Here is a 7,670-nt window from a genome sequence, read left to right as displayed (position 1 = left end):
GGGGAAGAAGTGTTGGGGCTGGGGTCGTTCATGGAGCTTTCCTCGGTAAATGATGCATCGCCGCTTGCAATTGGTTTCATATGAAACTATAAAGTCCGTCTCCCCGGAACAAGCCCCGCGAGGCACGAACCATGAGCGCACAGCCCAATCTTGGCATGCAGGTCACCACGTTCGAAAATCCGATGGGTATCGACGGCTTCGAATTCGTCGAATTCGCCGCTCCCCAGGGCCAGGGCGAGCTGCTGCACGACTATTTCCGCAAGCTGGGATTCACCGCGGTGATGCGCCACAAGACCCGGCCCATCACCGTCTACCGCCAGGGCGGGGTCAATTTCCTGGTCAACGAAGACCCCGATTCCTTCGCCGCCGATTTCGCCCGGGCCCACGGCCCCAGCGCCTGCGGTTTCGCCATCCGCTTCCGCAAGCCGGGTACCGAAGTCCTGCGCACGGTGCTGGGCAATGGCGGCGAAGCGGTCGAGCACAAGCCCGACAGCAAGGCGGTCGATGCGCCTGTGGTCAAGGGCATCGGCGACTGCATGCTGTACCTGGTGGACCGCTACGGCGACAAGGGGTCGATGTACGAGGACTACCTGCCGGTGCAGGGCGCCGAGCGGAATCCTAAAGGCTTCGGCCTGACCTTCATCGATCACCTGACCCACAACCTGTACTTCGGCAACATGCAGAAGTGGTCGGACTACTACGAACGCCTGTTCAACTTCCGCGAGATCCGCTACTTCGACATCAAGGGCGCCAAGACCGGCCTGGTGTCCAAGGCGATGACGGCGCCGGACGGCGTCGTGCGCATTCCGCTCAACGAATCCAGCGACCCGAAGTCGCAGATCAACGAATACCTGGACGCTTACCACGGAGAGGGCATCCAGCACATCGCCTGCTTCACCGACGACATCTACTCCACCGTGGAAGCGATGCGCGCGCAGGGCGTGGAATTCCTGGACACGCCGGACACCTACTTCGAGGTGATCGACCAGCGCGTGCCCAACCACGGCGAAGACGTGCCGCGCCTGGCCAGGAACAAGATCCTGATCGATGCCGACCCTGAGACCCACCAGCGCAAGCTGCTGCAGATCTTCACCCAGAACGCGATCGGCCCGATCTTCTTCGAGATCATCCAGCGCAAGGGCAACGAGGGTTTCGGCGAAGGCAATTTCCAGGCGCTGTTCGAGAGCATCGAACGGGATCAGATGAAGCGCGGGTTTCTCTGACGCCAGATAGAGCCCCTCTCCCATTGGGAGAGGGGTTGGGGTGAGGGTACGGTGGAGCCATGAAACTCAAACCACCACTGCCAACCACCACGCTCGAAAATTCACGTCGTCTGCGCAAACAAATGACCGATGCGGAGCGCAAGTTGTGGGGACTTCTTCGAGCCGGGCAATTGGATGGCCTGAAGTTCCGTCGCCAGCATCCAATCCCACCCTATGTCGTCGACTTCTGTTGCGTCGAGAAGAACTTGGTGATCGAACTCGATGACTCCCAGCACAATGCCCAATCCGATTCGCCCAGAACCCGTGCGTTGGTATCGTAGGGCTGGCGCATGATCAGGTTCTGGGACAATGATGTGTTGTTGGCGACCGAAGCCGTAGCTGAGGCGATCTGGAACGCCGCGTGTGAACCGTACCCTCACCCCAACCCCTCTCCCGATGGGAGAGGGGCTTTAAGCAAGGCTCCCGCATGACTAGCGACAACGCCTACCAATCCGGCTTCGCCAACCATTTCGCCACAGAAGCAATCGAAGGCACGCTGCCGATCGGCCGCAACTCGCCCCAGCGCGTGGCGCACGGCCTGTATGCCGAACAGCTCTCCGGCACCGCCTTCACCGCGCCGCGCGCGGAGAATCACCGCAGCTGGCTGTACCGCATCCGCCCGGCGGCGATGCACGGTACCTTCGCGCCGTTCGTGCAGGCCGGCTTCCATAACGACTTCGAATCCGGACCGGTATCGCCCGACCAACTGCGCTGGTCGCCGCTGCCGCTGCCTGAGGTGCCCACCGATTTCGTGGAAGGCCTGTTCACCATGGCCGGCAACGGTTCGGCGGCCGCGCAGCACGGGGTCGGCATCCATTTATATGCCACCAATCGCTCCATGCAAGGCCGCTATTTCTACGATGCGGACGGCGAACTATTGATCGTGCCGCAGCAGGGCGCGTTGCGGATCGCCACCGAACTGGGCCTGGTCGAAGTGGAGCCGCAGCAGATCGCAGTGATACCGCGCGGCGTGCGTTTCAGCGTGGAGCTTCCGGAGGGCGCCTCGCTCGGCTACGTCTGCGAGAACTTCGGCGCGATGCTGCGGCTTCCCGATCTGGGCCCAATCGGCGCCAATGGCTTGGCCAATCCGCGCGATTTCGAGACGCCTGTGGCCGCCTATGAAGATCTGGAAGGCGAGTTCGAACTGATCGCCAAGTTCCAGGGCCATCTGTGGCGCGCCGATATCGGCCACTCGCCGCTGGACGTGGTGGGCTGGCACGGCAACTACGCGCCTTACCGCTACGACCTGCGGCGCTTCAACGCGATAGGTTCCATCAGCTTCGACCATCCGGATCCGTCGATCTTCACCGTGCTCACTTCGCCCAGCGACACGGCCGGGACGGCGAACCTGGATTTCGTGATCTTCCCGCCACGCTGGCTGGTGGCGCAGGACACCTTCCGTCCGCCGTGGTTCCATCGCAACGTCGCCAGCGAGTTTATGGGCTTGGTTCACGGCGCTTATGACGCCAAGGCCGAAGGCTTCGCGCCAGGAGGCGCTTCGCTGCACAACTGCATGAGCGGGCATGGGCCGGACGCGGCCACGTTCGAGAAAGCCAGCATTGCGGATCTGTCGAAACCGGATGTCGTCGCCGACACCATGGCTTTCATGTTCGAAACGCGGGCGGTGATACGGCCGACGCATCAGGCGATCGACGCGGCGCACCGTCAGCGTGATTATCAGCAGTGTTGGGCCGGGCTGAAGAAGCGTTTTCCCGGCCCTGCCGCATAGGGATCTTACGTCGCGATGGATTGGGCCTGCGTCAGGTCTAGTTGTTCCAGCGCCGGCAAGTAGGGCTCGGGCAACACTTCGGCCAGGCGTTCGCGAACTCGTTGCGTGAAAGACGCGGACGTAGTGATCTGAAGACAATGCACCGCGGCCAGGATGTGCGCGACCGTGGCATCGGGGTCCTGGCTGGTTTGCAAGCGCATCCGATGGGAAACCGCCGATTCGTGGCGCTGCAGTTCCAGCATGCCGATCACATACAGTTTGGCGGCGACGATCGAACGGCGCGAAGAAGCCGCGGGTGCAGGCGATACTGCGAACGGTGCAACAGAAGCAGCAGGAGCGGGCGACGCGACGGGGCGGATCGGCGCGGGCATCGGCGCAGGTGCCGGCTCGGGCGCAGACGCAGTCGAGGTTGCCGGGGTCGCGGTCATGATCAGGTAGCCTGCCGCGCAAAGCCGCTCTATCTGCGCGACCGCGCCGGTTCCCAGCATCGCGCCCAGTTCGGCGAGGCTGCGGCGACCATCGCACAAGATCAACGCCTGGCGTTCGCGCATGGCCAACGGCGCCGCATGCGATTGCAGAGCTTGCCGGGCCAGATCGGTCTTGCGTGGATACATGCGCGCGCCGGAAAACGTGAAGCGGCGCGCAGCGTAAAGGCGGCCGATGAAACACACGTGACAGTGACGGTCAGCACCCTTTTGCCAGTGCGCTCGCAAGCCGCGCGGCAAACACGGCCGGGAACGGCCGTTTGCGACAGGTTAACGCGCAAGTGCTAGCGTGCGCGTCACCACCTGATTTGGAGTGCCGCATGCGCTGTTTCCCCTTGTTGTTCCTAGCTATCGCCGGCGTGTCGCTGGTTGCGTGCAAGCCCGCCGCCCCGGAAGCAGCCCCGACTACCGCCGATACCGAAGCGGTTGCGCCCGTTTCCCCGGCCCCCGCACCGGAAACGCCGCCTCCCGTCGCTGCAACCGCCGAAGGCGCCGCCCCGGCCGCTGTTGCGGCCGACACCCAGGCCAGTTTTGCCGGCTACGGGGACATGAAGCTCGGCAGCACCGTCGACGAAGCCAAGGCCGCGTGGGGTGGCGAACTCAACGGCAAGCCCAGCGAAGGCAGCACCTGCTACTACCTGACGCCGAAGTGGGTGAAGAAGGCATCCGATTTCGCCTTCATGGCCGAAGACGGCAAGTTCGTGCGCTACGACGTGGGTACCGACAAGGAGGCTGCGCCTGGCGGCGGCAAGGTCGGCATGACCGTCGACGAACTGCAGAAGCTCTACGGCAACGCGCTGCAATCCAGTCCGCATAAATATGTGGAAGGCGGCCAGTATCTCTCCATCGCCGCCAGCGGCGTGGCACCCAGCAAGCTGGTGTTCGAAACCGATGCGGCCGGCAAGGTCACCGCATGGCGCGTGGGCCTGACGCCGCAGGTCGATTACGTGGAAGGTTGCTCCTGAGCTAGGACCGTCCACCGGCCGTGGGAGCGGCGTCTCGCCGCGAGCTTTAAGCAAGGGCTCGCGGCGAGGTGCCGCTCCCACGACAACGCGGCGCGCTTGCGCATAGACTGGGCCCTGGAATCGGGACAACGGTAGGGGAGAGCGGCGATGGCTGAAGCCTGGGGTTTTTTCGCATTGGGTCTGGTGCTGCTGGCGCTGGGAGGCGATTCCATCGTCAAGGGCGCTTCTGGCCTGGCGCAGAAGTTCGGCGCTTCGCCCTTCGTCGCCGGCCTGTTGCTGGTCGCCTTCGGCACTTCGCTGCCGGAACTGTTCGTAAACGCGCGCGCCTACGTGGTCGGCGCCCAGGACCTGGCGTTGGGCAACGCGGTGGGCAGCAATATCGTCAACGTCGGCCTGACCCTGGGCCTGGCCGCCATCTTCGCGCCATTGCTGGTGCGCATGCGCCTGCTGTCGCCGCTGCTGGTGTTGCTGACGGTGGCCAACCTGGCCTTGATCGTGTTCGGCTTGGATGGCGTCATCACCCGCATCGAAGGCATCGTGCTGTTGCTGGGTTTTGTCGCCGCGCTTGCGTTCACGCTGGCGCGCAGCGGGCGCGAGCAGGCGGAAGTGCGCGAGAGCATCGCGGCCTACGCCGCCACCCGCAGCGTGCTGTGGATGAACCTGCTGCGCTTCGCGATTGCGGTGGCGTTGCTTTATTTCGGCGCCAAGTTCGTGGTGCAGGGCGCGCCGATGATCGGCGCCGCCTGGGGTTGGTCGCCCTTGCTGGTTGGCCTGTTGCCGGTGGCCATCGGCACCGCGCTGCCGGAAGTCGCCGCCGCCATCGCCGCCGCGCGGCGTGGGCAGGGCGACATGGTGGTGGGTCATGTGATCGGTTCCAGCCTGTTCAATCTGCTGGTGGTGGTGGGCGGCATGGCCGCTTTGCGTCCGCTGCCGCTGCCCGAGTCCTTCGTGAAACTGGAATTGCCCGCGGCCATCGCTTTCGTGCTGGTGCTGTATCCCATGCTGCGCGGCGATCTGCGCATCAGCAAGACCGAGGGCACGATTCTGTTCGTGGCGTTCCTGGGTTGGGTCGCGCTGGAACTGTTCCTGATCGCGAGCTGAGAGCGACCCGCGGCCCGGTCGATATACTGGACGCATGAGCCGAATCAATCCCGTTACCCGCGGCATCGAGTTGCTGCGCGACTTCTTCCGCCTGCAAGCCGCCGCCGGCATCGTGCTGATGGCCGCCGCCGCATTGGCGATGGTCGTGGCCAACTCGCCGTGGCAGGGCGCGTACGAAGCGTTCCGGCACTTGCCGATCGGTTTCAACGTCGGCGGTTTCAGCCTGGTGAAAGGCGCCGAACACTGGATCAACGACGGGTTGATGGCGGTGTTCTTCCTGCTGGTGGCGCTGGAAATCAAGCGCGAGACCCTAAGCGGCCAGCTCTCCAGCCGCGAACAGATGCTGCTGCCGGTGCTGTGCGCGATCGGCGGCGTGGCGGTGCCGGCGATCCTGTACTGGGCCATGAACCAGGGCGATCCCGTCGCGCTGCGCGGCTGGGCCATTCCCACTGCCACCGACATCGCTTTCGCGCTGGGGATCCTGGCTTTGCTGGGCTCGCGCGTGCCGTTGGGAATGAAGCTGCTGCTGTCGACCATAGCGGTGGTCGACGACCTGGTCGCCATCCTGATCATCGCCATCTTCTATACCCACGATCTGGCCGCGCACCAGCTGGCGTGGGCCGGGGCGGGAGTCGGTTTGATGCTGCTGCTCAACCAGCGCGGAGTGACGCGGTTGTGGCCGTATCTGTTCCTCGGCGCAGTGGTCTGGTACTTCGTGCTGAAGTCGGGCGTGCACGCCACGCTGGCCGGTGTGGTCACCGGCCTGTTGATTCCGCTGCGCGGCAGGACCGATGATGCGCCTTCGCCGCTGGAGTCGCTGGAACACACGCTGCACCCGTGGGTGGCGTACCTGGTGCTGCCGCTGTTCGCTTTCACCAATGCCGGCCTCGCATTGGGCGATCTTCAAATGAGCGATCTGCTGGCGTCGGTGCCGCTGGGAATCGTACTGGGCCTGGTGCTGGGCAAGCCGGTCGGGATCGTCGCCATCGCACTGTTCGCGCGCGCCGCCGGTATCGCGCGCTTTCCCGAGGGCATGGACTTCAAGGCCATGGTTGGGCTGGGCATGCTCTGCGGCGTGGGTTTCACCATGAGCCTGTTCATTTCCAATCTGGCCTTCGCCAGTATCGGCGGCCATTTCGGGGAAGCTTCGGTGCTGGGTGTGTTGTGCGCATCGGTGATCTCGGCGCTGGCCGGCTGGGTCTGGCTGCGTTTCACGCTTAAGCCCGGCAACGATTGAATGCGCAGCGCGCTGGTGTTCGGCGGCAGCGGCCAAATCGGCGTGCCGGTGATCGAACGGTTGCTGGCCGATGGCTGGCGCGTCACGGCCGTATCGCGCGCGCCGCAGACCGATCATGGGGAATTGAAATGGCTGCGCGGCGATCTGCAGCGGGTGGAAGGGCTGCCGCAACGGGTCGACGCGATTTTCAGCCTGGGACCTCTGGATCACTTCTCGCACTGGTATTCGAATACCGCGCTGATCACTGCGCGCGTGATCGCGTTCGGCTCGACCAGTCTTGAAACCAAGCAGGAATCGGAAGACCTGCCCGAGCGCGATGTCGCCGCCAGGCTGGGCGATGCGGAGGCCCGCATCTTCGAGGCCGCCCGGCAGCGCCAGGCGGCAGCGACGGTGCTGCGCCCGACCCTGGTCTATGGCGCCGGCCGGGACAAGACCCTGACACGGATCGCATCGCTGGCGCGCCGCACCGGTTTCTTCGTGTTGCCGGGCAACGCCGATGGGCTGCGGCAGCCGGTGCATGTGCAGGATCTTGCCGACGCGGCCTTGGCGGCGGTGGAGTCCGCCAATGCCCACGGCCGCAGTTACGCTCTGCCCGGAGGAGAAACGCTGGCTTATGCGGAAATGGTGAAGCGCACCCTGGCCTCGCTGCAACCGCCGGCAAGATTGATCCGGGTGCCGATGCCGTTGTTCAAGGCCGCGCTGGCGGGCGCGCACGCGCTGGGGAAAATGCAGAGCCTGGGCGGCGCGGCGGTGGCGCGGATGCAGCAAGATCTGGTGTTCGATATAGAGCCCGCGCAGCGGGATTTCGGTTACGCGCCAAGAGCATTCCAACCCACCAGCGGAATGTTCTTTTTGTAGAGCCGAGCTTGCTCGGCTGTTTTTTTGCCAGTA

General features: G+C 64.4%; 8 protein-coding genes. 7 read left to right on the top strand and 1 reads right to left on the bottom strand.

Annotated elements, in window-relative coordinates:
- The first annotated feature begins 131 nt into the window (after nt 1-131).
- The 3 genes from hppD to hmgA all read left to right on the top strand — a co-directional run bounded on the left by hppD (nt 132) and on the right by hmgA (nt 2,991).
- Nucleotides 132-1,223: a 4-hydroxyphenylpyruvate dioxygenase gene (gene hppD, locus CSC73_RS16950; RefSeq protein WP_163842826.1), complete on the top strand. Its 1,092-nt coding sequence runs from the start codon at nt 132-134 to the stop codon at nt 1,221-1,223.
- Nucleotides 1,224-1,282: 59 nt separating this feature from the next.
- Nucleotides 1,283-1,543 carry an endonuclease domain-containing protein gene (locus CSC73_RS18530; protein ID WP_246197553.1) on the top strand — a complete coding sequence of 87 codons (261 nt, stop codon included), beginning with the start codon at nt 1,283-1,285 and terminating at the stop codon, nt 1,541-1,543.
- Between the two features lie 146 nt (nt 1,544-1,689).
- On the top strand, nt 1,690-2,991 hold the full coding sequence (gene hmgA / locus CSC73_RS16940) for a homogentisate 1,2-dioxygenase (protein WP_163842823.1): 1,302 nt from the start codon (nt 1,690-1,692) through the stop codon (nt 2,989-2,991).
- A 5-nt stretch (nt 2,992-2,996) separates the two neighbouring features.
- Here the strand turns inward: hmgA and CSC73_RS16935 are convergent, their stop codons facing one another.
- Nucleotides 2,997-3,605, bottom strand: a complete 609-nt coding sequence (locus CSC73_RS16935; protein ID WP_211840917.1) for a hypothetical protein — start codon at nt 3,603-3,605, stop codon at nt 2,997-2,999.
- 191 nt (nt 3,606-3,796) lie between these two features.
- On the opposite strand from CSC73_RS16935, the gene CSC73_RS16930 reads away from it, so the two are divergent.
- The 4 genes from CSC73_RS16930 (at nt 3,797) to CSC73_RS16915 (ending at nt 7,637) form a co-directional block, all read left to right on the top strand.
- The gene (locus CSC73_RS16930) at nt 3,797-4,441 is read left to right on the top strand and encodes a lectin (RefSeq protein ID WP_163842820.1); all 645 of its coding nucleotides are present in this window, start codon (nt 3,797-3,799) and stop codon (nt 4,439-4,441) included.
- A 147-nt stretch (nt 4,442-4,588) separates the two neighbouring features.
- Nucleotides 4,589-5,542: a calcium/sodium antiporter gene (locus CSC73_RS16925; RefSeq protein WP_163842816.1), complete on the top strand. Its 954-nt coding sequence runs from the start codon at nt 4,589-4,591 to the stop codon at nt 5,540-5,542.
- Nucleotides 5,543-5,576: 34 nt separating this feature from the next.
- Nucleotides 5,577-6,779 (top strand): Na+/H+ antiporter NhaA, encoded by a 1,203-nt coding sequence (nhaA, locus tag CSC73_RS16920; RefSeq protein ID WP_163842813.1) that lies wholly within the window; start codon nt 5,577-5,579, stop codon nt 6,777-6,779.
- Nucleotides 6,780-7,637 carry an NAD-dependent epimerase/dehydratase family protein gene (locus tag CSC73_RS16915; protein WP_163842810.1) on the top strand — a complete coding sequence of 286 codons (858 nt, stop codon included), beginning with the start codon at nt 6,780-6,782 and terminating at the stop codon, nt 7,635-7,637.
- Nucleotides 7,638-7,670: the final 33 nt, after the last annotated feature.

This window comes from Pseudoxanthomonas sacheonensis, assembly GCF_010093305.1.
Taxonomy (GTDB): Bacteria; Pseudomonadota; Gammaproteobacteria; order Xanthomonadales; family Xanthomonadaceae; genus Pseudoxanthomonas_A; species Pseudoxanthomonas_A sacheonensis.
The sequence above is the reverse complement of the archived record's forward strand: the minus strand, read 5'-3'. Positions and strand labels throughout refer to the sequence as shown.